The organism is Streptomyces sp. NPDC048211, assembly GCF_043202315.1.
GTDB lineage: Bacteria > Actinomycetota > Actinomycetes > Streptomycetales > Streptomycetaceae > Streptomyces.
In genome coordinates this window covers 1,148,619-1,171,057 of record NZ_JBIDAD010000002.1, presented here as the reverse complement: position 1 = coordinate 1,171,057, position 22,439 = coordinate 1,148,619, and the positions used below count along the sequence as shown (strand labels likewise).

Sequence of the window (22,439 nt, the reverse complement as noted above, 5' to 3'; positions counted from 1 at the left end):
AGCCCGGCACGACCCGGACCCGCCCGCCCGGCACGGACCCCGCACAGACCGGCATGTCCAGAACCCCGCACAGCGCGGCACGCCCCCGGACGAAAGGCCCTACCCCCGCGCGTCCTGCCTGATCAGCTCCGCCGCCTTCTCGGCGATGGCGACCGTCGGGGCGTGGGTGTGCCCCCGGGTGATGCGCGGCATCACCGACGCGTCCACGACCCTCAGGCCGTGCACCCCGCGCACCCGGAGCCGTGGATCGGTGACGGACGCCGGGTCCTCGCCCATCCGGCAGGTACCGACGGGGTGGTAGAGGGTCTGCGCACCGCTCCGGATCGCCTCCGCGAGCCGGTCGTCGTCGACCGGTCCCGGGTACGGGCCCATGGGCCCCGAGATGTGCTGGGCCAGCGCGTCCGAGGCCAACAGGGTTTCGGCGCGGCGGACCCCGGCGATCAGTCGCGGCAGATCCGCGTCGGCGGTCAGATAGCCCGGGTCGATCCGGATTCCGGAACCGGAACCGGCGGTGTCCGGGTCGAGCGTGATCCGTCCGGCGCTCTCCGGCTGGAGCAGCACCACACCGATCGTCAGTCCGTGCTCGGTGGGCGGGACGAGGCCGTGATCGATGAACGGGGCCGGGGCGAAGATCAGCTCGATGTCGGGGGCCGCCAGTCCCGGCGTACTGCGGACGAAGGCGACGGCCTCGGCGAGGTTGGAGGTGAGCGGTCCGCGCCCGGCCAGCAGGAAGCGCGCCACGTTGGCCGGGCTGTCGGCACCGGTCAGGGTCACCGGTCGAGGGCAGCGCACGGTCACGGCGAAGGACAGATGGTCCTGCAGGTGGCGGCCCACGTCGGGGGACGCGGCGCGTACCTCGACGCCCGCCTGCCGCAGCTCGCCGGGGTCGCCGATGCCGGAGCTCATCAGCAGGTGAGGGGAGCCGATCGCTCCCGCGCTGAGGACGACCTCGCGGCGGGCGGTGAGCATGCTGCCGCTTCCGGTGACCACGCCGACGGCCCGGGTCCCCTCGAAGGCGAGGGAACGGACGCGGGTGCGGGTGACGATGTCCAGGTTGCGGCGGCGGGCGGCCGGTTTCAGATAGCCGTCGGCGGCGCTCCAGCGTCGGCCGCGACGCTGGTTGACCGGGGTCACGGCCACCCCGCTGTGGTCGGGGGCGTTCAGCTCGTCGAGCCGGGTGAGGCCGTCGCCGACGCAGGCGGTGAGGAAGTCGCCCGTCAGGCCGGTGGGAGCGCGGGGCGGCGACACGAAGAGCGGGCCCTCGGTTCCGTACACCGTGCCGCGGCCGGTCGGACCGGTCCACTGCTCGGCCCGCCGGAAGTACGGCACGACGGCGTCGTGACTCCACTCCGGTCCGGCGGAACCGGCCCAGCCGTCGTAGTCGTCACGGTGGCCGCGTACCCACATCATGGCGTTGACCGAAGATGATCCGCCGAGTGTGTGGCCGCGCGGCCAGAACAGTTCGCGACCACCGAGGGCCGGCTGCTTCACCGTGCTGAAGTCCCAGTCGTACGCCGTCTTGAAGAGCCTCGGGAACGCCGCGGGGATCCGGATCTCGGGCTTGCGGTCAGGCCCGCCCGACTCGACGAGGGCGACACGGACCGTGGGATCCTCGGACAGCCGTGCGGCCAGCACGCAGCCGGCCGAACCCGCTCCGACGACGATGTAGTCGTACTCGCTCAACTCGGCTTCTCCTCGTGGTCGACGCGAGTTCCGCGGCATTCACGGAATCCCGCAGGCCGATGTACGGAAGGGCGAAGTGTCCCACGGTGAGGGCGCGTTCACGCCTGGTCGCGGTCGACTCTGCGGAGCCGGTCGCGCTCCTTCTCGGAGAGACCGCCCCATACGCCGAAGCGTTCGTCGTTGTCGAGTGCGTACTCCAGGCAGGCCAGGCGGCCCTCGCAGGCGTTGCAGAGCCGCTTGGCCTCACGTGTGGAGCTGCCAGGAGCGGGGAAGAAGAACTCGGGCCCCGTCTGTGCGCACAGCGCTGTCTCCTGCCAGGCCAGAGCGGGGTCGGTCGCGGTGTTGATCAGCATGGATCCACCGTGCCCTGCCGGGATAAACGACTGATCAACGATCCATCAACCGGCCGGCCCGGCTTCGCACGGCGAGAGGGACAGCAGCCGCACGATCAGGCGGCGGGCGCCTCCGCGCTCCTGATCACGGCGAACGCGGCACCGTACGGATCGGCGACGTTGGCGAAGGTGCCCACGCCCTCCATCTCCAGCGGTTCCAGCGTCAGCTTGCCGCCCAGCCGCTCGACCGCCGCCACCGTGGCATCGCAGTCGTCGACCTCGATGTACGGCAGCCAGTGCGGCCCGGCGGCAGCCCGGACGGGCACGGCGTCCAGCGGGACGAGCCCGCCGAAGGAGGTCTCCTCACCGCCGCCCGCCGTCCTGATGACGGTGTACGCGCCGCCTCCGCCCGGATAGGGCATCGTGACGGTGTCCCAGCCGAAGACGGTGTCGTAGAACGCCGCGGCTGCCGGCACGTCCGGGGTGTACAGCTCCGCCCAGCAGAGGCTGCCGCGTTCGTTCACCATGCCGAGCCCCGGATTCTGCTTCGGCTGCCAGACGCCGAAGTACGCCCCGGCCCGGTCGGTGAACCCGCCCATCCGGCCGTACTCCAGGACGTCCATCGGCGTGAACGGCACCGTCCCTCCGGCCTTCCGCACGGCCTGCGCGGTGGCGTCGACATCGGCCGACCGGAAGTACACCGACCAGGAGGGCTTCGCCTGCTCCTCGGTGACCGTCATCGCGCCGCCGACCGTCTTCCCGTTCAGCATGAACATCCCGTAGCCGCCGGTCTCGGGGCCGCCGGCCTCGTAGTCCCAGCCGAGGAGAGCGGTGTAGAAGGCCGTGGCGCCTTCGAGATCCGGGGTGCCCAGGTCCATCCAGTTGGGGGCTCCGTCGACAAAACGGGTGGTGAGCATCGTGCGCTCCTTCGGTGGTCCCGTTCTCGGACAGCGGGAATTCCTGACTCTCCGAGTCTTGCACCGGGTACTGACAACCGCAGTCCCTGCGGTGCGGGACCGCCGCCGAGCGCGCTCAGGCCAGGCCGGCGATCCACGCGTCGACGGTGGTGACATCGGCCTGGCGTGGAAAGACCTTCTCCGTCAGGACGCGGTGGACCTCGGGGTCGGCGTCGTCGCAGCCGTCGGCCAGGACGGTGAGCCGGTAGTCGAGGTCGGCAGCCTGGCGGAGGGTGGACAGGACGACACCGCTGGTGGCCAGGCCGGTCAGGACCAGGCGGTCGACGGCGCCGCCGCGCAGCACGAGATCCAGGTCGCTGCCGGTGAAGGCGCTCACGCGCTTCTTGGTGACGACGCACTCGCCGGGGAGGGGTGCGACGTCGGGGTGGATGGCGGCTCCGGGATCGCTGTCGGTGAACGCGCGCTCGGGCAGGGCGCCGAAGAGCGGGCTGGACCGGGTCTCCGGGTGTCCGGGGCGGAAGCCGACGACGACGAACACCACGGGCAGGCCCGCCGACCTGGCCGCTGCGACGGCACGGGCGAGGCGGGGCGTGTAGTCGGGATCGAGGCCGGGGAGGCGGCCGGTGATGGACTTCTGGACATCCATCACGAGCAGGGCGGAGCGGGTCATCGTGCGTCCTTGGAATCGGGGGGCGGGTCGGTACGGCCTGCGGCGGCGGTCTCGTCCGCGCCGCCGGTGCCGATGCGGCGCAGCGAGCGGTCGGCGACGGTCACCGCGAGGAACAGCGCGCTGACGGCGAGCATGAAGGCGGCGAGATGGTGCAGGCCGCCGGTGTCGGCGCGTTCTCCGAAGAAGCTGCCACTGGCGGCGGAGGCGATGATGGCGCCCAGGTAGCCGAAGGTGCGCAGCAGCCCGGCGGAGGATCCCATGCGTTCGCCGTCGGCCTGGTGGAGGACGGCGTTCTGCAGAGCGAGGTTGTTCAGCCCCTGCGGTACTCCCAGGACGATCACGGTCATCAGGAGCATCCACAGGGGGCTGTGGGCGTTCAGGAGGAACAGCAGGGCGCAGGCGATGATCTGGCCGGTGGCGCCGGCCAGGAGCTTGCCTCGCACCGCCTGGCGTCGCCCGGTGAGGGTGGAGACGACGATCGCGGTGGCGAACAGCGGGAGCTGCACCAGTCCGGCCTGCGAGGGGGACAGTCCGCGGCCCTGCTCCGTCCACTGGGTGTAGCCGTAGAGGAAGGCGTAGGTGACCACGTAGCAGAGCAGCGTCCTCGTGTACGTGGCGAGGAGCGGCAGGTTGCCGCCCAGGACGCGTACGTCGATGAAGGGCTGCCGCGCGCGCAGCTCGCGCCAGGTGAAGCCTGCGGCCGTGGCGGCGGTCAGGACCAGCAGGTACCAGTGGCCGCCGCCGGGGTTCATGAGGAACAGCAGCAGACAGACCAGTGCCGAGGCGAACAGGCCCATACCCGGCAGGTCCAGGTCGCTCACCGGGTGGCGGCCGTTGTCCCGGCGGGTGGCGGGGGTCGCCGGGATGCGGCGGGCGCCGAGGTACAGGCCGGCTGCCGCGAGGGGGATGTTGACGGCCAGGGTCGCGCGCCAGCCGCCCGCACCGATGAGGAGCCCGCCGAGGCCGGGCCCGACGACGGCGATGGTCTGGGTGGTGACGGCGAGGGCGGTGAGCACCCCGGCGGGGCTCTTCTGACCGGTGCGCTTCGACTCGCTCCGGATGAGGTACATCGCCGCCGGATAGCCGGAGCAGGTGCCGAAGCCCAGGAGGACACGCGCGGCGACGAGCACGCCCAGGTTCGGTGCGAGCATGCCGACGAGTCCGGCCACACCGGTCAGCGCGGTCCCGGCCAGGAACAGTCGGCGGGGCCCGAAAAGGTCGATCAGCCGTCCCACGACCGGTTGTCCTATGGACGTGGCCAGGTAGAGGGAGGAGATGAGCCACGCCGTCCGGGAAGGCGGGGCTCCGAAGGCCGCACCGATGGGGACCAGCGAGACCGAGATGATGGAGGAGTTGACGGGGTTGAGCACCGCCCCCAGCATCATCGGGGCCAGCAGGCGCCGGTCGAAGCCGTCCGCCGCCCCCTTGGTGCCGCCGGGGCGCAGCCTGCAGACCGGGCCTCCGGTCACGAGCGGACGACCCGTTCCAGCAGGGCCGCCGCCTCGATCAGAAGGCGGCGCTCCTCCTCCGTACACCGGCTCTCCAGGGCGAGGGTGAGCCAGCCCTCGCCGGCCCGCCGGCGGTCCTCCAGGAAGACGTGGCCGCTCTCGGTCACGAAGACGAGCTGGCGGCGGCCGTCCCCGGGGTCGGGCCGGCGGGCCACGAGGCCGCGGTCCACCAGGATGCCGACGGTGGCGGCCACCGACTGGTGCCGGACGCGTTCGGCGGCCGCCAGGTCCGTGACCGACGCCTCGCCGTCCTTGTCCAGCCTGCTGAGGACGGACGTCTGGGACGGGGTGAGGTCGCCGGGGTCGTAGGTCTCGCGCATCCGGCGCCTCAGTCGGCTGTAGACCACGCGGACGTCATGGGCCGCGCGGACGGCCGATTCGGACACGCCGTCGGGGGTGCTGGTCTCCTGGTCCATACACGCAGGCTAATGTGCGCAGTCCAGACTGCGCAATACCGGCTGCGCGATCCGGAGTGCGCAGCCCGCCCGTCAGCGAGTGACGCCCAGAGCCGGAAGCACCGTCTCCGCCACCCTGTACGCCTCTTCCAGGAGCGGGTTGCCGGAGAGGATGAAGGTGTCGACGCCCAGGTCCTCGAACTCCTTGAGCCGTTCGACGACCTGCGCGGTCGAGCCCACCACCGCGGTGCCCGGTCCCGGCCGGAACAGGCTCATGCCCGGCCACATGTTGGGGTGGACCTCCAGCTCACGGGCGCGCGCGGGAACCTTTCCGCCGTGCTGGCGGAACTGCCGCTGCCAGCCCACGCCGTCCTCGCCCGCCCGGTCGCCGAGCTGCCGGGCGTACGTCGCGTCGCTGGTGACGTCGAGCAGCCGGTCGGCCGCCGCCCAGGCCTCCTCCTCCGTGTCCCGGACGATCAGGTGCAGCCGGAGGCCGATCCTGAGCGTGCGGCCGTACGCGGCGGCCCTCGCCCGGACCTTCTCCAGCTTCTCCTTCAGCAGGTGCGGCGGCTCCCCCCAGGTCAGGAAGACGTCGACGTGCTCGGCCGCCATCTCGATGCCGGGGTCGGACGAGCCGCCGAACCAGAGCGGGATGTGCCCGTCCTGGACGGGCTTCAGCTCCCGGAAGGAGGCTCCGGCGTTCTTCAGGTCGTAGAAGCGGCCCTTGTGGTCGAAGACCTCGCCGGCCGTCAGCCGCTTCACGATCGACCAGTACTCGGCGCTCAGTTCGTACCGCTCGTCGTGCTCCACGTGGAGTCCGTACTCCTGGAGCGTCTTCGTCGAACCGTTGACCACGTTGAAGCGCAGCCGGCCCCCGAAGAGCGTGTCGAAGCTGAGCGCCATCTTGGCGAGCAGCGTCGGCGGGATCAGCCCCGGGTGGACGGCGAGGAGGGGCTTGAACCGGGTACTGGTCGAGGCGGCCAGCGCACTGCCGAGCGGCCAGACGTCGTAGAGGTCGGTGGCGAGGAGCGCGCCGCTGTAGCCGAGCCGCTCGACCGTCCCGGCCAGCTGGCCCAGGTAGCCGAGATCGACGGGGCGCCTGCCTTCGGGCTCCCAGGGGTAGGCGCCTTCGCGGGGAATGATGTACCAGAGGACTTCGGTCGCCATGTCGTCATACCGCCTTGTCGGCAGCGGTACGGGCGCGGGCGTGGGCCACGGTGACCGGCCGGTCGATGAATCCGGTGCGGTGGAAGATGTCGGCCGCCTCCTGCTGCTCGGCGATGAAGGCGTCGGTGACGGGCTCGATCGTCCAGGGGAGCGAGGTGAGCGCGGTCTCCCAGTCGTCGGCCGATCCGCCGAGGTCCGCCGCGGCGATCTCGGCCGCCTGCCGGGGGTGGGCCGCCGCCCACGCGTCGGCGCGCCGGAGCGCCCGGGTCAGGGCCTCGACCACCTCGGGCCGGGATTCGGCCAGGTCACGCCGGGTGAAGAAGACGGAACGGTCGCTGATGACGTCACCGGTCCGGATCAGGGTCCGCAGTCCGCCGGTGCGCCGCGCCGCGGCCAGCTCGGCGCCCTGGGCGACCCAGGCGGCGATCTCTCCGGTGCGCAGCAGTTCCTCGCTGTCGGGGGTGCTGCGGACGGCGGTGATGTCGTCGGCGTAGGACAGCCCGGCGTCGTCGAGGGCCTTGGCGATGAGATGGGTCTGCCAGGAGCCGATCGCGAGGTGCACGGTCGAGCCCTTGAGGCCGGCGACGGTGCGCACGGGGCTGTCCTCGGGGACGAGGAGCGCGCCGTGTTCGGGGCGCGGGGCGGAGACCGCCGTGTAGACGATGTCGTGCCCGGCGGCCTGCCCGGTGACGGGCGGGGTGGATCCGGTGCCGCCGAAGTCGATGACCCCCCGGGTCAGGAGCTCTCCGGTGCGCACGCCGTTGGTGTACGGGTGGAAGACGACGGTCTCACCCAGCGGGGCCAGCTCCTCCTGGGCGAAGCCCAGCCGGGAGAGGTGGTACAGGTGGTAGAGGGACGGATTGCTGCTGTGGACACCGATGGTGAGGGTCATTCAGATCACTCCGGCTTCGGTACGTACGGGGGACGGAAGGGAAGGTGCGGGGGCGTCTACGCCGAGGTCGGCCAGGAGGCGCCGGCGCAGGGCCGCGAAGGCGGGGTCGCCGGGGTCGCGCGGCCGGTCGACGTCGACGGTCTCGTCGGTGACGAGCCGGCCGTCGCGCAGGACCGCGACCCGGTCGGCCAGCCGTACGGCCTCGTCGACGTCATGGGTGACCAGCAGGACGGCGGGCCGGTGCCGGCGGCACAGTTCGCCGACCAGGTCCTGCATCTTCAGCCGGGTCAGCGCGTCGAGCGCGGCGAACGGCTCGTCGAGCAGCAGGAGTTCGGGCTCACGGACCAGGGCGCGGGCCAGTGCGACACGCTGGGCCTCACCGCCGGAGAGGGTGGCGGGCCAGGCCTCGGCATGGCGTTCCAGACCGACTTCGGCCAGGGCCCGGAGACCGTGGGCGGAGCGGTTGCGCGGCAGCGCGACCGTCACGTTGGCGAGGACCTTCTTCGACGGGACGAGCCGGGGCTCCTGGAAGACGATGGTGCGCGCCTCGGGGACGAGCACCTCTCCCCCGTCGGCACCGTCGAGGGCTCCGAGGATGCGCAGCAGCGTGGTCTTGCCGCTGCCGCTGGCACCGAGCAGGGCGACGAACTCGCCCCGGGCGATGTCCAGTCGCAGGTCGTCGAGGACGGCCCGGTCGCCGAAGACGCGGCGCAGCCCCCTCACCCGCACGGCGGGCACGGACGTCGGATCGGTGGTCATCGGGTGGCTCCCCGGGAAGTGCGCCACGGCATCAGCACGCGTTCCAGCAGCCGTACGACGATGTCGGCGGCCAGCCCGAGGAGCCCGTAGACGAGGATGCAGACGGCGAGAATGTCCGTGCGGGCGTAGCTCTGCGCCTGGGACATGAGATAGCCGATGCCGGCGGTGGCGTTGATCTCCTCGGCGGCGATGAGCGCGATGACGCTGAGTGTCATCGACAGGCGCAGTCCGGCGAGCAGGGACGGCAGGGCGCCGGGCAGGACGACTTCGCGCACGAGGGCGAGACGTCCCATGCCGAAACTCCGCATGGCCTCGATGAGTTTGGGGTCGGTGTTGCGCACTCCGCTCGATGTCGACACGTACATCGGGAAGGTGGTGGCGACGGCGATGAGGAGGATCTTCGCCGTCTCGTTGATCCCGAACCAGACCATGAACAGCGGCACCAGGGAGAGGAACGGGATGGTGCGCAGGGTCTGGAGCGAGGAGTCGAGGAGTTCGTCACCGAGGCGGGTGAATCCGGTGGTGATGCCGAGGGTCAGCCCGGCGGCCAGGCCGACCAGGAGGCCGAGACCGGACCGGGTGAGGGAGGTGGTGAGGGCGTCGGGCAGCTGCCCGTTGCCCCACAACTCACCTGTGGCTCTCACTACTTCACCGGGTGACGCCAGGACGTCGGGGGTGAGGAGGCCGGTGGCGGATGCCACCCACCACAGGACCAGCAGCAGGACCGGGCCGATGGTGCGGACGGTGAGGGCGTAGCCCCGGCTACGGGCTCTGCGGAGCTGGGGACGCGGCCGGACGAGCCCGGCGGGCGGGGCCGCGGTGTCGTCGGCGCGGGAACCGCCCCGCCCCACGAGCCCGGGGGCAGTGGTGGTGTCGCTCATGTCAGTTCCCCGACGTCGAGCAGGTGCGCGGCGATGTCGACCCGGTCCTTGGTGACCTTCTGCTCGGCGTAGAACGCGGCGACGTCCTCGAATCGGGCGATGTCCTCGGGGCCGATGGGTTCGACGGTGCCGCCCTCGGCCGTGAACCGGGTCTGGACCTCTTTGGCCTTTCCGGTCACGGCGGTCGGGCCGACGTCCGTGAAGACGTTGAGGTACGCGGCCGGGTTCTGCTTCTCCTCGGCGCTGGCCTCGTGGAGGTACTGGTAGAGGGCCTTCACCACCTTCGGGTGCTGCTCGGCGAACTTCGTCCGTACGGCGTTGAGGCTGTAGTTGTCGGAGCCGATCGCCGCACCGTCCGCGACGAAGTGCGCCTTGCCACTGCCGATCTCGGCGACGGCGTAGGTGGCCCAGACGGCCCAGGCATCCACCTTGCCCGCGTTGAAGACCGCTGCGGTCTGGTCGGGCCGGAGATAGACGCGGGTGACCTCGTCCGCCGGGATACCGGCCTTGGCGAGGGCCTTGAGCAGCAGGTACTCACCGGTGCCGCCCTGGTTGACGGCGACCTTCCTGCCGACCAGGTCGGCCACCGAGCCGATGCCCGATCCGTTCCTGACGAGGATGCCCTCCCCCGCGGCGTCCGGGTCGACGGCGGTGAAGAACTTGAAGCCGGGCCGCTGGGCGAGCGAGGTGATACCGGAGGTGATGGAGCCCGTGGCGATGTCCAGCTGGTCCGCGTTCATCGCCTGGGCGGCGGGGGCGAACGGGCCGGCGCTGCCGGTCCACTCCACCTTGGCGCCCGCCTTGGACAGGGCCTTGTCGAGGCTGCCGTCCTTCTTGCCGAGGGCGAGTACGCCGGAGTTGCCGGGGTCCGGGATGCGGACGGTCACCGTGGCCTTCGAACCTCCCGGGGCGCTGTCGGCCTCGGACGTGCCGCAGGCGGTGAGGGCGACGAGCGCGGAGACCGTGAGGACTGCCGGAAGGGCTGTCGTACGCAGTGGCCGGGGGATGTTCACGATGAGGGTTCCTCTGGGCTCAGGGGGGCGGAGGTGCGGCGGGCCAGTGCGGCCGCGCGGCGCAGCGGTTCGGGGTCGGCCCAGGCCGCGATGTCGACGGGTTCGGGCAGGAAGCCGTGGGCGCGCAGCCCGGCCTCCTGCGCGGCGAGCAGGCCGAGGCGTTCGGCGGACAGGTCGGGGTGGAGGGCCAGGTGGGTGCCGGGCCGGTAGGCGCCGGCGACTCCGTCGGCTCCCGCACCCGTCTCGGCGCCGAGGATGCGGGCGACCTCGTCGGGCTGCCCGGCGGCCCAGTCGGCTGCCTTCAGCAGGACGGCGAGGAAGCGGTCGACCAGGGCGGGGTGGTCGTCGAGGAGCTGCTGGTGGACGGTGATGGGGCGCGGGGTGCCGTTGTTGACGCGGAACCGGCGGTCGGGCAGGTCGTCGAGTTCGACGGCCACCTCGGCACCGGCGCGGCGGGCCGCTTCGACGGCCAGCGCACCCTTCACGTACACGGCGTCGACGTCGCCGCGCCGCAGTGCGGCCAGTTCGGCCGCCCACTGGCCCTCGTGCCCGTCGGCGGGTACGTCGACGAGCGAGGTGTCCTCCGGTGCGAGTCCGGCGGAGGCGAGTGCCCCGTCGAAACCGCGCAGGGCCATCGCACGCCAGAAGTCGATGGCGATGTCGTGCTTCGGCACGGCGAGCCTCAGCCCGCGCAGCGCCTCGGCACCCCGGATGCCGGATCCGGGTGCGACCAGGACGGTCTGGCGTTCCTCGATCCAGGTGAGACCGATCAGCCGGGTGCGTTCGCCCCGCGAACGGGCCCACAGGGCGGGGACGTTACCGCCTTCCCGGAAGAGTCCGGGAAGGGCGTGGGTGTAGTGCGCGGCACGGTCGGCGTCCGGGGAGGCGTCCTGGAGGGAGCGTACGGAGATGCCGTCGGCGGCGAACTCGTCGGTGAGCCACTGCCGGTCGGCGGCGATGCCGGTGGCCGTGGGTACGGGACAGCGGGTGAACCAGAGGGTCCGGGGCAGGACGGCAGGCGTCATGGAGTCTTCCCGAGGATCGGCGAAGCAGGGGAGGCAGGCGGGCACGGCACGCACGTCCCGGAACCGGGAGGTGCGTCGGCGGGGGCCCCGTGAGGCGTCGGAGGGACGCGTCGGGCGCGAAGAAGAGAAGAAGAGAGGAGCGTGCGGGGAGGGTCAGCGACAGGCGGCGCTGGACACGCGGGCCAGATCGATGTGACGGCGCAGCGTGAGGGCGAGCGGGACCGGAGCGGCGTGGGCGGGGGTCGCGATGCGGCGGCCTGCCATGGCGGTGCTCCCTTCAGCTCGTCCGTGGTGACGTCCGCAGAGACTGCCACGGGACGGCGCCGGCCCACAACTCGCTTCCCATGATGTGGGATTACGTATGAACGGCGTGTTTCACCCGGCCGTTCCGGCCCGGACCGACTCCCGCAATGTGGCAACGTCGGGCCCCGCACCCCCCACGAGCGGAGAGTGAACCCCCATGACCGAGGCCGCCGCAGTACGCGCTCCCGGCGGGGCCCAGGCCGTCCGGCGCGCCCTGGACGTCCTGCACTGTTTCCACGACAACGGCCCCGACCTGAGCGCCTCCGACCTCGCCCGTCGCCTGACGCTGTCGGCGTCCACGGCTCACCGGCTGGCCCGCACCCTGCTCGGCGCCGGATTCCTGGAGCAGGACCCACGGACGTCCCGCTACCGGCTCGGCCCGGCCGTGACCGAGCTCGGCAGGCTCTCCTACCACCAGCGCGGTCTGCATCTGGCCGCGCCCGAACTGGCCGATCTCGCCGAACGCACGGGCGCCACCGCCGACCTGGCGCTCCGCAGTGGACCGCACGCGGTGATCGTCGCGGGCGGTTCGGTGACCCCCAAGGTGGGGCTGCGCCGGCCGCTGCACTCCACCGCGCTGGGCAAGGTGCTGCTGGCCTGGGCGGGGCCCGGCGAGGGCGGACCGTCCTCGCTGCCGCCGCTGCCCGCCTTCACCGACCGGACGATCGTCGAACCGGCGGCCCTGGAGGCGGAGCTGGCACGGGTGCGGTCCGACGCCTACGCCGTCAACGACGGCGAGTCGGCCCACGGGGTGCGGACCCTGGCGGTGCCGGTGCTGAACGGCGCCGGGCATGCGCGCTTCGCCCTTGCGGTACGGGCCACCCCGTCCGTGATCACCGAAGCGCGCACCGACTGGTTCCTGGCACAGGCGCGCTCCTGCGCACGCGCTCTGGAGGTCCTTCTGCTGTCCCCGGCGGAGCGGCGGCCCCCCTCGGCCTGAGCCCTCAGCCGGACCCCGCTGTCAGTCACGCGTGGGACGATATGAGTCGCTCCGGGCGGAATCCGTAAGAGCGGGGCGGCAAGGCGGCGGGGACAGAAGGAACGACATGACTGAGTCCGGTTCCACGGAGGGCGGGGCGCCGACCGGGCGTGCCGCCCGGGAGCTGCTGGCGCGGGCCGACGGGCTGCTCGACGCCGCACGGGGGGTCCTCGCGGACCACGCCCGCGCGGTCACCGCCGTCCGCACCGCCCTCGACCCGCTCCTCGACTCCCTCGTACGCGAGGATCTGTCGTCGATCCCCGTGTCCCGGCTCAAGGACGTCACCGAGGGCCGGCTGCGCCTCGGCGCCGTCGAGCAGGCCGGCTTCACGACCGTGGGGCAGGTGTACGGGGCCAGCCGCTACGAGCTCCGCCAGATCCCCGGGGTCGGCGCGCAGACGGCCGACCAGACCCTGGCCGCGGCCGGCCAGATCGCGCATGCGGTGCGGGACACCGTCGCCCTGCGGATAGACGTGGACACCCCCGACGACGCCACGACGGCCCTGGTCACCGCGTTGTACCGGCTGGTCGAGGCCGGGCCGGACGTGCGGCGGGCCGTGGACGGCGCCCGCCGGCTGGCCGATCGTCTGGAGCCGCCGCTCGTCGCGGCCGGACCGGCCCGGGGGCGGCTGCGGATGCTCTTCACCCGGCGCCGGCCCCGGGCACAGGCACTGGAGGCCGTCGTCTCCGTGCGGGCGGCCGTCGCCGACGCGGTGGAGCGCGAACTCCCCCTGCTGTTCGGCCAGGTGTCGGTCGATCTGCTGCGGGACCCGGAGTCCGACGTCGCGGCCTGGGTCGACTTCGAGCTGCGGTCGGCGGAGTACTACAGCCTGCTGGCGGAGATGTCCGGCACCGGCCCCGACCGGGACGCGGCCGAAGGCTTCCTGCCGTCCGGCATCGCCGACCGGGTACGCGGTCTGCGGCTCGACGACGCCCGGCTGCGGGTCTCGCTGCGCGGCTACCAGTCGTTCGGCGCGCGCTTCGCGCTCGCGCAGAAGCGGGTGATCCTCGGCGACGAGATGGGGCTCGGCAAGACCGTGCAGGCCATCGCCGCGCTGGCCCATCTCGCGGCGCGCGGGGAGACACACTTCCTCGTGGTGTGCCCGGCCAGTGTGCTGATCAACTGGACGCGTGAGATCCGTGCCCGCTCCACACTGCGCGCCCTGCCGGTGCACGGGCCGGAACGGCAGGCGGCGTTCGCCGAGTGGCGCGAGAGCGGCGGGGTCGCGCTGACCACCTTCGACGCCCTGCACACGCTCCCCGACACGGGCGACAGCGGGGTACGGCCCGGCATGCTCGTCGTCGACGAGGCCCACTACGTCAAGAATCCGGCCACCCGTCGCTCCCGTGCGGTGTCCGGCTGGTCGGAAGCGACCGAGCACGTGCTCTTCCTGACCGGCACCCCCATGGAGAACCGGGTGGAGGAGTTCCGCAGCCTCGTCCGCCATCTCCGGCCCGAGCTGGCGCCGACGGTCAGCACCACGCACGGTGTCGCCGGTTCACAGGCGTTCCGCCGGGCCGTCGCCCCCGCCTATCTGCGCCGCAACCAGCAGGACGTGCTCACCGAACTGCCCGCGCTCGTGCAGGTCGACGAGTGGGAGGAGTTCAGCGAGCCGGACCGGCGGGCCTACCACGAGGCGGTGACCGCCGGGCACTTCATGCGGATGCGCCGGGCCGCGTACGCCCACCCGGCCACGTCCGCCAAGCTGAACCGGCTGCGCGAGCTCGTCGCGGAGGCCGCGGACAACGGCCTGAAGGTCGTCGTCTTCTCCTACTTCCGCGAGGTGCTGGACACGGTCCGGCAGGCGCTGGGGGAAAACGTGTCCGGCCCGCTGTCCGGAAGCGTGCCGGCCGCCCGGCGGCAGCAGCTGATCGACGGCTTCGCGGCCTCGGACGGCCACGCGGTGCTGCTCAGCCAGATCCAGGCGGGCGGGGTCGGGCTGAACATGCAGGCCGCGTCGGTTGTCATCCTCTGCGAACCGCAGATCAAGCCGACGATGGAGCACCAGGCCGTGGCCCGTGTGCACCGGATGGGCCAGATACGCACGGTCCAGGTGCACCGGCTCCTCGCGGCGGACAGCGTCGACCAGCGGATGCTGGACATCGTGGCCCGCAAGGAGCGGCTGTTCGACGCGTACGCACGACGCAGCGACGTCGCCGAGACGACGCCGGACGCCGTGGACGTGTCGGACGGGTCGCTGGCCCGGCGCATCGTCGAGGAGGAGCAGCAGCGTCTGGCCGGGGTGGCGGACGCGGAGAGCCCGGACCGGTCCCGCCCCGACACGGTGGGCGGGACGCAGGGCCTTCCGTTCGGAACGGGCGCGAGCCCGGCCTGATCCGATCGGGATGCCCGGACCGCTCGCCGGCAGCGGGTCCAGGGGCGCGGGACCGCCACCCGCTCAGCGCCCGCGGTGGCCGGGCGCCGCCTTCGGCCCGGCCTTCTGCCGGGAGCGCCACGCGGTCGCGTGCGGGATCAACCGCCTCCAGAGGCAGAGCACCGCGGCCGCGCTCCACGACGCCGCGCCGCCCGCCATGGAACGACGGCGGTCAGGATCCGCCCGATCCTCGAACTCGCTTGAGCAGCACAGGGTTTAGGGTGTGGGCGGCTCGGCGTGCACCGGGCCGATGGGGCTACGGGGCGGGCGGGACGGCAATGGCAGACCAGGTGGGCACGGACCGGACGCAGCAGGCAAACGGGGCCGCTGACGGCGACGGACGGATCGCCCCCGTGGACCGACGGATCCTCACCGTCGCGGGCCTGGTCTTCGCCGTACTGATGGCCTTGTCCACGCGCTACGGCTTCCACATCGACGAGCTGTACTTCCTCGACTCCGCCCGGCACCTCCAGGCCGGCTACGTGGACCAGCCCCTGCTGGCGCCACTGCTGGCCCGTGTCTCACTGTCAATGTTCGGCGTCTCGGAAGCCGGCCTGCGGCTGTGGCCCGCGCTCGCCGCCGCGGGCACGGTGATCGTGGGTGGGCTGACGGCGCGAGAGCTCGGAGGCACCCGGCGGACCCAGTTCCTCGCAGCGGTCGCGACGGCGACCATGCCGGTACTCCTGGGCGGTGCCCATATCGCCAACACCACCTCGTACGAGGTGCTGGCCTGGGCGGCGATCGCGCTCGTGATCGTACGGATCGGCCGCACCGGTGACACCCGCTGGTGGCTCGTCGCCGGAGCGCTCGTCGGCATCGGAGCGGAGTTCAATCACCTCGCGGGCATCTTCGGCATCGTCCTGCTCGCCGCGACCCTGATCGGCCCGGCCCGCCGCACGGTGGCCGATCGCTTCCTTCTCGCGGGCGCCGGGATCGCCGTGCTGCTCGTCCTGCCCGACCTCTGGTGGCAGGCCCACCACGAGTGGGCCATGTTCGAGATGACGCGGGCGCTGAACGGGAAGAACGGAGGCCCGCAGAACATCCCCGTCTGGATAGTGGGCCAGCTCGCCACAGCCGGTCTGGCCATGGCGCTCCTCTGGACGGCGGGCCTGCGCTTCCTCTGGCGCTCCGGCCGGCCCCTGTGGCGATGCCTGGTCACCGCGTACGCCGTCCTGTTCGTCCTGTTCGCCGCGACCACCGGCGCCCAGATCTACTACCTGGGCGGACTGTACGTATGTCTGCTGGCGGCCGGAGCGGTCGGACTCGACGAGTGGCTGCACGCCCGCCCCGACCGCCTGCGCGCCCTCATGACCGCGACCGCGGCGTCGACCGCCCTGCTCGCCGTGATCGTCCTGCCGATCCTGCCGCCGGCCTCGATCGCCTGGACCTACGGCATCAGCACGAACTCCGGGGAAACCCTGGGATGGCCCCAACTCGTCAGCACCGTACGCCAGGTGTGGACCGGCCTCCCACCCCAACAGCGCGCCGACGCGGTGATCTTCGCGGCCGACTACGGCGAGGCCGGCGCCATCAACGAACTCGGCCGCGGCACCGGCCTGCCCACGGCCGTGAGCGCCCACAACACCGGCTGGTGGTGGGGCCCGGGCAGACCGGCGGCCACCACCGTGATCGCCGTGGCTCCCGGCCCCGACCACGCCCCCGGCTACGCCGCCCAACTGCGCCGGTACTTCCGCCACGTCACCGTGGCCGCCGACGTCTCCAACCCGTACGGCGTCCACAACGTGGAATGGGGCGGCCACGTCTATCTCTGCACCGGCCCCCGCCGCCCCTGGGCCACGATGTGGCCCGAACTCCGCCATTACGCCTGAGCTTGGCGTTTAACTTCGCACGTCACCCGACCTGCTGATCTGCGGTGTTTCCCAGGACAGCGGAGGCAGCCGTTCTCCATCGCCGCCCACACCCAGCTCCGCCTCGCCCGACCCCTCGCCAAGGACCTCCGACGGCCCTGGGAACGACGAGTCGAACCCCGCCGCCTTACCCCGGCCCGGATGAGGAGGGGGTTTCCCCACATCCGCGCGACCGCGGCCCGCCCGCAGCCGCACCGAAACCGTCCCGCCCAGGCCCCGGACGACCTCTGGGCTCGAAGAACAAGCACCGGGCCAGCCACCACAACGTCGGCAAGACGACCAAACGCGCCGAGCCGATCAAGGAACACAAAGCCCAGCGACCATAAATTTCAAGCTCGGCGGCCGCCGCACGGGTCGTCGTCCGCCGACACCTGCTCCGTGTCCGCCGCCAGACAGGAGGAGTAGACCCGCGGTGGGGTCGGCCGCGGCCTCGGTTCCGACGTGGTGCCCACGGCGATGGCTGCCCCGGCGCAGACGAGGGCCAGCCCTGCCATCGCGGCGAGCAGGGCAGCGCGGCTCACTGATCGCCACGCACGTGGATACGGAGACCGTCACGGCAGTCGTCCTCGGTGCCGGTCCGGACTCGCGAGTAGAGGGTGCTGGGACGGGAGAATCCATTCCGCTCGCATGGCCACGTTCTCCGGCAGGGCACTCCATCGCGGAGAGCGGGCCGGAGCACAACCGGAGCATCCGGCCCCGCGCCGAGAGGAACGTGCCAACGACGGCTCGGAGGCCTGCGGTCCCGTTGCGGGACCGCGAAGACTTCACGAGGGTCGTACCGCGCCGTTCCTACCGTTCCGTCCGGTCCGTGGCCGCAAGCTGAGCCGTATCGAGCACGGCCTGGGTGAACGCGTGCACTTTGTCGGTGCCGCCCACGGCCGCCCAGAGGAGACCGTACTCAACCGTCGGCGCGTCGCGGAAGGGCACGTATACGACGTCGGGACGAGAGTAGTAGTTGGCCGCTCGGGCGCAGGTGGGAGAGACGCCCTTGCCCGCGCCCACCAGCGCCAGCACTTCCTGCCAGGCGGTGGTGGAGGGACCGCGGGGGATGAGGCGTCCCTGTGGTGTGCGGTGGGGGTAGTGGTGGTCGAGGAAGTACTGGGGTTGACTCGTCACCGTGATCAGGGGGGCCTCCGCGAGATCCTCCATCGAGACCGACTCCTGCTGGGCGAAGGGGTGCCCGGCGGGTACCACGAGCGCACGGGGTTCGGAGAAGAGGACCGGGCCATTGACGATGTCCGGCTCCTCGATGGGCAACTCGACCAACTGGAGGTCGTGCCTGCCGTCGCGCAGGGGTCCGATCGGGTCAAGGAGCGGGGACTCGTGGATACGGACCCGGCAGTTGGGGTGGCGGGCGCGGAAGACGTCGGTGGCAGCCACGACGAGGGTGCCGCACCACGCGGCGGAGTAGGCGACGTCGAGCTCGCCGGTGATGCCTTGGCCGACGGAGGCCGCGCAGGACAGGGCTTCCTTGATCTTCTGGTGGCCGGCGGAGAGGCCCTCTTGCAGAACCTTGCCGGCGGGCGTGAGCTGGACGCTGCGGCTGGTCCGCTTGAACAACTCGGCGCCGATGACCCGCTCCTGCTTCTTGATCGCCTGGCTGACCCGGGCCGGTGTGACGCGCAGCCGCTCCGCCGTCCGGCCGAAGTGAAGCTCTTCCGCCAGCACCAAGAAGATCTCTATCTCCCGCAGTTCCACGCTCTCCATCCCCCGCTTCGTATACCGCTGACTTAACCGCCGTTGCACGAAACGTCCTTGATCGCCTCCTCGGCGGCCGTGATGCTTGACCGTGAAAGCAGCCGGACGCGTGGAAGGGGGTTCAGCGGATGAACATCATAGGGACGGCCGTATTGCTCACCATCGACGACCCGGCGTCATCGGCCCGGTTCTTCGTGAGCCACCTCGGGTACCGCGAGGTGCTGGCCGCGGAGGGGACGACCCTCCTCTCCCGTGACGATGCGGCCACCGACCTCGTGTTGAGCAGACATGCAGGCCCCGGTGACCGGCAGCCGACCTCCTCCGGGCATGCGGGCGTGGCCATTTCCTTCGCCGTCACCGGCATCCATGCCGAGTACCAGCGTCTGCGGCGCGAGGGTGCCAGGATCACGCTTCCGGTGCACAAAAGGCCCTGGGGAGAGTGGGCGCTTCAGCTCACCGACCCCAACGGCTTGGTGATCCAGCTCGTGGAATGGGTGCCGCCGACCGGAGCCTGACAACACTCGGCGTGCGCATGCCCCGCCCTTCCGACGCACTTCCCGTCAGTCCTGTCCGAAAGAGGCAACCGTGCCCTCAGTACTTGTCATGTCCTCGATCAGTTTTGCAGCTGGGCTCCCGTCCTCCGCGGTTCGAGGGGACGAAGCGGCTACGAGACGGTTGGCGCAGAGGCACCGGTGGGCTCGACACCTGCCCCGCACGGCGGGAAGGGTGCCGCTGAAACATCACCGGCCACCCCTACGGCGCTGAACGGGTCTCTGCTCGTGCATCACTGCCCCGGGCGAGGACGGCGAAGGCGGGGCACCGCGCTCACCACCTCGCGCGTGCAAGCTGAACGACACCCCAGCAATCCGAACGACGGGCCACGGCTCAAGCCCGACGACACCGTGGTTCAGGAATATCCAGCCACTCTTCAGGAGCACATACACATGTCTGCCACTTTTCCCGATCAAGACCGCCCGGAGTTGCAGAGGATCATTGACGGAATGATCGAGTCCGGTTTCGTCGGGGTCACGATGCTCGTGCACGACGAGAACGGCCGATGGGAAGGCAGCGCCGGCTTGCGCACGCTGGGCGGGACTGCGAAACCGCCGGCCGGCGGCCACATCAGGATAGGCAGCAACACCAAGACCTTCGCCGCGACAGCGACGCTCCAGTTGGTGGCCGAGGGCGCGATCGGGCTGGATGCCGCCGCCGCCGACTACCTGCCCGCCATCGGGCTCGACCCGAGAATCACCGTACGGATGCTGCTGCAGCACACCAGCGGCGTCTTCAACTTCACGGGCGAGTACTACGAGGACGGAACCTTCGCGCCGGGAATCATCGCCACGACCGCAGGCAGGGAATGGGTGGACAACCGCTTCCGGACCTACCCGCCCGAAGAGCTCGTACGGCTGGCTCTGTCCAAGCCGGCGCGGTTCGAGCCGGGCGCGGACTGGAGCTACTCCAACAGCAACTACGTGCTGATCAGGCTGCTGATCGAGAAGGTCACCGGCAACTCCCTGGCTGAGGAGACGCAGCGGCTGATCCTGAGTCCGCTCGGCCTGACCGACACCTCGCTGCCGGACACCGACGTCGACATCGCGGAGCCACACCCGAACGCCTACTACCGCTACGAGGACGATGCCGGCCTGCAGACAACGGTCGACGTCACTCGTCAGAACCCCTCCTGGATCTCCACAGGAGGCGACATGATCTCGACCACGCGAGACCTCCACACCTTCGTCTCCGCACTGACGAGCGGCAAGCTCCTCCCGGCCCCGCTGCTGGCCGAGATGTACAAGCCGCACGCCAAGGCCGGCTACGGCCTCGGAGTGTTCGTGCAGGAGACCGGCGAGCAAGGCGGCACGGTCATCACCCACAACGGCGGAATGGCGGGCCACGCGGCACTGATGTACAGCACTCCGGACGGCAGCAGGACGCTGACCGCGGCCCTGAACTACGTGGACGATGCGACGCTGTCCATGGCACCGGCCTTCCAGCAGGCGACGCAGTTGCTCGTCCAGGAAGTGTTCGGAGCCACCGGACACGCGTAACCACGTGCCATCCCCGCGAACAGGGGCGAGCGGCCGGTCGCACATGGGCCGCTGCCCTACCGTGACTGTGCCCTCCGCCTACGTCCCGGTCCGAGCTTGAAATTTATGGTCGCTGGGCTTTGTGTTCCTTGATCGGCTCGGCGCGTTCGGTCGTCTTGCCGACGTTGTGGTGCCTGGCCCGGTGCTTGTTCTTCGAGCCCAGAGATCGTCCGGGGCCTGGGCGGGACGGTTTCGGTGCGGCTGCGGGCGGGCCGCGGTCGCGCGGATGCGGGGAAACCCCCTCCTCATCCGGGCCGGGGTAAGGCGGCGGGGTTCGACTCGTCGTTCCCAGGGCCGTCGGAGGTCCTCGGGGAGGGGGTCGGGCGAGGCGGAGCTGGGTGTGGGCGGCGATGGAGAACGGCTGCCTCCGCTGTCCTGGGAAACACCGCAGATCAGCAGGTCGGGTGACGTGCGAGGTTGAACGCCAAGCCGAGAAGCCGTCGGCGTGACGCCGCGCGCGCCTTCTCGCAGCACTGGGCAGCGCCTCTCCCCGTCGCCGCCGTCCCCGACGAGGACGCCGCTCAGCTCTCCGGCCGCACCGGCCGGCCCGGCCGCAGGTGCGGGCCGCCGGCCGGTGCGGCGCCGGTACGGATCCGAAGGCCCCCTAGGGCGTGTTGTGAAAGTCCCGTCTGACTCGCGACGCCTGGCACGGCACCTCGCCGCGTTGTCGGGATCGCCCGAGTACGTCCAGTACGCGGGCGGCCCTCCGCCTTGCGATGCACCGCACCAGACGCCGCGAGCCCCGCCCTCCGGGCGGACGACGCTACTTTCACAACACGCCCTAGGGCTGCCCTACACCTCCGCGCGCCCGCCAGGAATGCCGTGACGGCCGTCAGTGGCCCTCGTGCGCGGACGCCTCCTTCGAGGTCTTCGCCTCCGGGGACGCCGCCATGGTGTGCCCGTCGTGCCCCGGTACCGTCCCGTCCGCCTTGGCCACCAGCAGCATTCCGGCCATACCCATGTCGGAGTGGCTCTGCACATGGCAGTGGTACATCCAGGCGCCCGCGCCCACGTGTTCGCCCGCGATGACCTGGAAGCCGAAGGAGTCCGCAGGCCCGACGATCTTCGTGTCGATCACCCGGCTCGGGTCGTCGGGCCCGGTCAGCAGGCCCGTACGGTTGTCCGCCCAGCGATGACCGTGGACGTGGAAGGTGTGGTAGTACTCGCCGTGCGTGATCATGACGACTTCGAGCCGGTCGCCCACCGTCGCCTCGAAGTCGGGGCTCTTGTCGGCGGGTTTGTTGTTGATGGTCATGTCGTTGAAGACGATCGTGATGGTCTTGTCGGGCAGGATGTCGCCCTTGCGCCGCACGATCACCGGCCCGTACAGCCCCTTGCGGATGCCGCCCGTGCCATGGTCCGTACCGACGACGTGGTCGTGGTAGTGCCAGTAGCCCGCGCTGCCCGGCTGCCAGGTACCGTCCTTGCGCCGGCCCGGGACATGGGTGCGCCAGGTGTACGTACGGGTCTCGCCCGGTTCGACGATGCTCCGGTTCATCCGGGTGCCGTCACTCGCGATGTCGTAGTCGACACCGTGCGCATGGAGGCTGGCCGCCACGTCCATCGTGTTCTCGAACTCGATGTGCAGGGTGTCGCCCTCGTTGATCTCGATCAACGGGCCGGGAATCGACGCCTTGCCCTTCTCGAATCCGTACCCCATCGAGCCGTCCGCCAGCTTCTCCGCATACAGCTTGAGATGACGTACCGCCCCTCCCGCGGGCGCCGTCGGAGGCGGGTTCTCCGCGGAGGTGGCCTCGATCGCACCGAGGGACAACGATGTCACGCCGGTCGCCGCCACCACCCCGCCACCCATCAGCATCCGCCGGTTGAAGCTCCTTCGGTCCATGTCTAACTCCCCACTGTTGGAAGGGTCTTGCGGAGCAAG

General features: G+C 71.3%; 20 protein-coding genes and 2 pseudogenes. 6 read left to right on the top strand and 16 right to left on the bottom strand.

From position 1 onward, the window contains the following. Positions 1–99: 99 nt before the first annotated feature. From ACGFZA_RS11965 to ACGFZA_RS11905, 13 genes are all read right to left on the bottom strand, one after another. A complete protein-coding gene (locus ACGFZA_RS11965; protein ID WP_393678787.1) occupies positions 100–1,683 on the bottom strand; it encodes a GMC family oxidoreductase in 1,584 nt (527 codons plus the stop codon). Positions 1,684–1,781: 98 nt separating this feature from the next. After that, positions 1,782–2,036: a WhiB family transcriptional regulator gene (locus ACGFZA_RS11960; RefSeq protein WP_385278616.1), complete on the bottom strand. Its 255-nt coding sequence runs from the start codon at positions 2,034–2,036 to the stop codon at positions 1,782–1,784. A 95-nt stretch (positions 2,037–2,131) separates the two neighbouring features. Next, positions 2,132–2,932, bottom strand: coding sequence for a VOC family protein (locus tag ACGFZA_RS11955; RefSeq protein WP_385278614.1), 801 nt, complete (start codon positions 2,930–2,932; stop codon positions 2,132–2,134). Between the two features lie 115 nt (positions 2,933–3,047). Next, entirely contained in the window at positions 3,048–3,602 is a 555-nt protein-coding gene (locus tag ACGFZA_RS11950; protein WP_393678786.1) for a cysteine hydrolase family protein, read from the bottom strand. After that, on the bottom strand, positions 3,599–4,987 hold the full coding sequence (locus tag ACGFZA_RS11945; protein ID WP_393678905.1) for an MFS transporter: 1,389 nt from the start codon (positions 4,985–4,987) through the stop codon (positions 3,599–3,601). The genes ACGFZA_RS11950 and ACGFZA_RS11945 overlap by 4 nt, the downstream gene beginning before the upstream one ends. A gap of 80 nt (positions 4,988–5,067) precedes the next feature. Beyond that, positions 5,068–5,526, bottom strand: coding sequence for a MarR family winged helix-turn-helix transcriptional regulator (locus ACGFZA_RS11940; protein WP_385278610.1), 459 nt, complete (start codon positions 5,524–5,526; stop codon positions 5,068–5,070). A gap of 72 nt (positions 5,527–5,598) precedes the next feature. Beyond that, positions 5,599–6,672 carry an LLM class flavin-dependent oxidoreductase gene (locus ACGFZA_RS11935; protein WP_385278608.1) on the bottom strand — a complete coding sequence of 358 codons (1,074 nt, stop codon included), beginning with the start codon at positions 6,670–6,672 and terminating at the stop codon, positions 5,599–5,601. A gap of 4 nt (positions 6,673–6,676) precedes the next feature. After that, on the bottom strand, positions 6,677–7,564 hold the full coding sequence (locus tag ACGFZA_RS11930) for an ABC transporter substrate-binding protein (protein WP_385278606.1): 888 nt from the start codon (positions 7,562–7,564) through the stop codon (positions 6,677–6,679). After that, a complete protein-coding gene (locus tag ACGFZA_RS11925) occupies positions 7,565–8,323 on the bottom strand; it encodes an ABC transporter ATP-binding protein (protein ID WP_385278605.1) in 759 nt (252 codons plus the stop codon). Further along, positions 8,320–9,204 (bottom strand): ABC transporter permease, encoded by an 885-nt coding sequence (locus ACGFZA_RS11920; RefSeq protein WP_385278603.1) that lies wholly within the window; start codon positions 9,202–9,204, stop codon positions 8,320–8,322. The genes ACGFZA_RS11925 and ACGFZA_RS11920 overlap by 4 nt, the downstream gene beginning before the upstream one ends. Continuing rightward, positions 9,201–10,217: an NrtA/SsuA/CpmA family ABC transporter substrate-binding protein gene (locus tag ACGFZA_RS11915; RefSeq protein ID WP_393678785.1), complete on the bottom strand. Its 1,017-nt coding sequence runs from the start codon at positions 10,215–10,217 to the stop codon at positions 9,201–9,203. The genes ACGFZA_RS11920 and ACGFZA_RS11915 overlap by 4 nt, the downstream gene beginning before the upstream one ends. Beyond that, positions 10,214–11,242 carry an ABC transporter substrate-binding protein gene (locus ACGFZA_RS11910; RefSeq protein ID WP_385278599.1) on the bottom strand — a complete coding sequence of 343 codons (1,029 nt, stop codon included), beginning with the start codon at positions 11,240–11,242 and terminating at the stop codon, positions 10,214–10,216. The genes ACGFZA_RS11915 and ACGFZA_RS11910 overlap by 4 nt, the downstream gene beginning before the upstream one ends. Positions 11,243–11,395: 153 nt before the next feature. Further along, positions 11,396–11,506, bottom strand: coding sequence for a putative leader peptide (locus ACGFZA_RS11905; RefSeq protein WP_385278597.1), 111 nt, complete (start codon positions 11,504–11,506; stop codon positions 11,396–11,398). A gap of 196 nt (positions 11,507–11,702) precedes the next feature. On the opposite strand from ACGFZA_RS11905, the gene ACGFZA_RS11900 reads away from it, so the two are divergent. From ACGFZA_RS11900 to ACGFZA_RS11885, 4 genes and pseudogenes are all read left to right on the top strand, one after another. Next, complete coding sequence (locus tag ACGFZA_RS11900) at positions 11,703–12,485, top strand: IclR family transcriptional regulator (protein ID WP_385278595.1); 783 nt, start codon at positions 11,703–11,705, stop codon at positions 12,483–12,485. Positions 12,486–12,591: 106 nt separating this feature from the next. Continuing rightward, the gene (locus ACGFZA_RS11895) at positions 12,592–14,859 is read left to right on the top strand and encodes a DEAD/DEAH box helicase (protein WP_393678784.1); all 2,268 of its coding nucleotides are present in this window, start codon (positions 12,592–12,594) and stop codon (positions 14,857–14,859) included. 317 nt (positions 14,860–15,176) lie between these two features. Next, positions 15,177–16,727 carry an ArnT family glycosyltransferase gene (locus tag ACGFZA_RS11890; protein ID WP_393678783.1) on the top strand — a complete coding sequence of 517 codons (1,551 nt, stop codon included), beginning with the start codon at positions 15,177–15,179 and terminating at the stop codon, positions 16,725–16,727. Between the two features lie 78 nt (positions 16,728–16,805). Further along, positions 16,806–17,092, top strand: a pseudogene (locus ACGFZA_RS11885) (transposase); the annotation flags it as partial. 463 nt (positions 17,093–17,555) lie between these two features. Here ACGFZA_RS11885 and ACGFZA_RS11880 read toward each other — a convergent pair. Then, positions 17,556–18,473, bottom strand: coding sequence for a LysR family transcriptional regulator (locus ACGFZA_RS11880; RefSeq protein WP_385289146.1), 918 nt, complete (start codon positions 18,471–18,473; stop codon positions 17,556–17,558). Between the two features lie 119 nt (positions 18,474–18,592). Here ACGFZA_RS11880 and ACGFZA_RS11875 point away from each other — a divergent pair, with 119 nt between their 5' ends. Both ACGFZA_RS11875 and ACGFZA_RS11870 read left to right on the top strand, forming a co-directional pair. Continuing rightward, positions 18,593–18,979 (top strand): VOC family protein, encoded by a 387-nt coding sequence (locus ACGFZA_RS11875; protein ID WP_393678782.1) that lies wholly within the window; start codon positions 18,593–18,595, stop codon positions 18,977–18,979. 429 nt (positions 18,980–19,408) lie between these two features. Next, positions 19,409–20,515, top strand: coding sequence for a serine hydrolase domain-containing protein (locus ACGFZA_RS11870; protein ID WP_393678781.1), 1,107 nt, complete (start codon positions 19,409–19,411; stop codon positions 20,513–20,515). A 103-nt stretch (positions 20,516–20,618) separates the two neighbouring features. On the opposite strand, the pseudogene ACGFZA_RS11865 reads toward ACGFZA_RS11870, so the two are convergent. Both ACGFZA_RS11865 and ACGFZA_RS11860 read right to left on the bottom strand, forming a co-directional pair. Continuing rightward, positions 20,619–20,906 (bottom strand): annotated as a pseudogene (locus tag ACGFZA_RS11865) (transposase); the annotation flags it as partial. Positions 20,907–21,386: 480 nt separating this feature from the next. Beyond that, positions 21,387–22,400: a multicopper oxidase domain-containing protein gene (locus tag ACGFZA_RS11860; protein ID WP_385280318.1), complete on the bottom strand. Its 1,014-nt coding sequence runs from the start codon at positions 22,398–22,400 to the stop codon at positions 21,387–21,389. Between the last annotated feature and the right edge of the window lie 39 nt (positions 22,401–22,439).

Bases quoted from the DNA above. Each gene is read 5' to 3' on its own strand.
- ACGFZA_RS11960 (WP_385278616.1), bottom strand. From the start codon at position 2,036: ATGCTGATCAACACCGCGACCGACCCCGCTCTGGCCTGGCAGGAGACA.
- ACGFZA_RS11955 (WP_385278614.1), bottom strand. From the start codon at position 2,932: ATGCTCACCACCCGTTTTGTCGACGGAGCCCCCAACTGGATGGACCTG.
- ACGFZA_RS11950 (WP_393678786.1), bottom strand. From the start codon at position 3,602: ATGACCCGCTCCGCCCTGCTCGTGATGGATGTCCAGAAGTCCATCACC.
- ACGFZA_RS11945 (WP_393678905.1), bottom strand. From the start codon at position 4,987: ATGATGCTGGGGGCGGTGCTCAACCCCGTCAACTCCTCCATCATCTCG.
- ACGFZA_RS11940 (WP_385278610.1), bottom strand. From the start codon at position 5,526: ATGGACCAGGAGACCAGCACCCCCGACGGCGTGTCCGAATCGGCCGTC.
- ACGFZA_RS11935 (WP_385278608.1), bottom strand. From the start codon at position 6,672: ATGGCGACCGAAGTCCTCTGGTACATCATTCCCCGCGAAGGCGCCTAC.
- ACGFZA_RS11930 (WP_385278606.1), bottom strand. From the start codon at position 7,564: ATGACCCTCACCATCGGTGTCCACAGCAGCAATCCGTCCCTCTACCAC.
- ACGFZA_RS11925 (WP_385278605.1), bottom strand. From the start codon at position 8,323: ATGACCACCGATCCGACGTCCGTGCCCGCCGTGCGGGTGAGGGGGCTG.
- ACGFZA_RS11920 (WP_385278603.1), bottom strand. From the start codon at position 9,204: ATGAGCGACACCACCACTGCCCCCGGGCTCGTGGGGCGGGGCGGTTCC.
- ACGFZA_RS11910 (WP_385278599.1), bottom strand. From the start codon at position 11,242: ATGACGCCTGCCGTCCTGCCCCGGACCCTCTGGTTCACCCGCTGTCCC.
- ACGFZA_RS11905 (WP_385278597.1), bottom strand. From the start codon at position 11,506: ATGGCAGGCCGCCGCATCGCGACCCCCGCCCACGCCGCTCCGGTCCCG.
- ACGFZA_RS11900 (WP_385278595.1), top strand. From the start codon at position 11,703: ATGACCGAGGCCGCCGCAGTACGCGCTCCCGGCGGGGCCCAGGCCGTC.
- ACGFZA_RS11895 (WP_393678784.1), top strand. From the start codon at position 12,592: ATGACTGAGTCCGGTTCCACGGAGGGCGGGGCGCCGACCGGGCGTGCC.
- ACGFZA_RS11890 (WP_393678783.1), top strand. From the start codon at position 15,177: ATGGCAGACCAGGTGGGCACGGACCGGACGCAGCAGGCAAACGGGGCC.
- ACGFZA_RS11880 (WP_385289146.1), bottom strand. From the start codon at position 18,473: ATGGAGAGCGTGGAACTGCGGGAGATAGAGATCTTCTTGGTGCTGGCG.
- ACGFZA_RS11875 (WP_393678782.1), top strand. From the start codon at position 18,593: ATGAACATCATAGGGACGGCCGTATTGCTCACCATCGACGACCCGGCG.
- ACGFZA_RS11870 (WP_393678781.1), top strand. From the start codon at position 19,409: ATGTCTGCCACTTTTCCCGATCAAGACCGCCCGGAGTTGCAGAGGATC.
- ACGFZA_RS11860 (WP_385280318.1), bottom strand. From the start codon at position 22,400: ATGGACCGAAGGAGCTTCAACCGGCGGATGCTGATGGGTGGCGGGGTG.